Here is a 1,181-nt window from a genome sequence, read left to right on the forward strand (position 1 = left end):
GATAGTGTGTTGTAAGCCATCGGCCTATTAGTACAGGTCAGCTACACAAGTCTTTGGTCCTTGCTTCCACATCCTGCCTATCAACCCAGTAATCTAGCTGGGGGCCTCACCCACACACAGTGGATGGAAATCTCATCTCGAAGCAGGCTTCCCGCTTAGATGCTTTCAGCGGTTATCCCTTCCAAACGTAGCTAATCAGCGATGCACTTGGCAGTACAACTGACACACCAGAGGTTCGTCCGTCCCGGTCCTCTCGTACTAAGGACAGCCCTTCTCAAATTTCCAACGCGCGCAGCGGATAGGGACCGAACTGTCTCACGACGTTCTAAACCCAGCTCGCGTACCGCTTTAATGGGCGAACAGCCCAACCCTTGGGACCTACTCCAGCCCCAGGATGCGACGAGCCGACATCGAGGTGCCAAACCATGCCGTCGATATGGACTCTTGGGCAAGATCAGCCTGTTATCCCCGAGGTACCTTTTATCCGTTGAGCGACGGCCCTTCCACGAGGTGCCGCCGGATCACTAGTCCCGACTTTCGTCCCTGCTCGAGCTGTCACTCTCACAGTCAAGCTCCCTTGTGCACTTACACTCAACACCTGATTGCCAACCAGGCTGAGGGAACCTTTGGGCGCCTCCGTTACATTTTAGGAGGCAACCGCCCCAGTTAAACTACCCATCAGGCACTGTCCCTGAACCAGATCATGGTCCGAAGTTAGGTGACCGGTACAGCCAGAGTGGTATTTCAACGATGACTCCACCCGAACTAGCGTCCGAGCTTCACAGTCTCCCACCTATCCTACACAAGCTGCACCGAACACCAATACCAAACTATAGTAAAGGTCTCGGGGTCTTTCCGTCCTGCTGCGCGTAACGAGCATCTTTACTCGTACTGCAATTTCGCCGAGTTCATGGTTGAGACAGCGGGGAAGTCGTTACTCCATTCGTGCAGGTCGGAACTTACCCGACAAGGAATTTCGCTACCTTAGGATGGTTATAGTTACCACCGCCGTTTACTGGGGCTTAAATTCTCAGCTTCGCACACAAGTGTGCTAACCGGTCCTCTTAACCTTCCAGCACCGGGCAGGAGTCAGTCCGTATACATCGTCTTGCGACTTCGCACGGACCTGTGTTTTTAGTAAACAGTCGCTTCCCCCTGGTCTCTGCGGCCCACACCCGCCA

At 54.0% G+C, this 1,181-nt stretch carries 1 rRNA gene (running past one end of the window); it reads right to left on the reverse strand.

Annotated features, from left to right (window positions below):
• Positions 1 to 6: 6 nt before the first annotated feature.
• Positions 7 to 1,181, reverse strand: a 23S ribosomal RNA gene (locus tag RF641_RS17455) (it continues 2,044 nt past the right edge of the window).

Origin of the sequence: Arthrobacter sp. 'calajunan' (assembly GCF_046940185.1) — a bacterium.
Taxonomy (GTDB): Bacteria; Actinomycetota; Actinomycetes; order Actinomycetales; family Micrococcaceae; genus Glutamicibacter; species Glutamicibacter soli.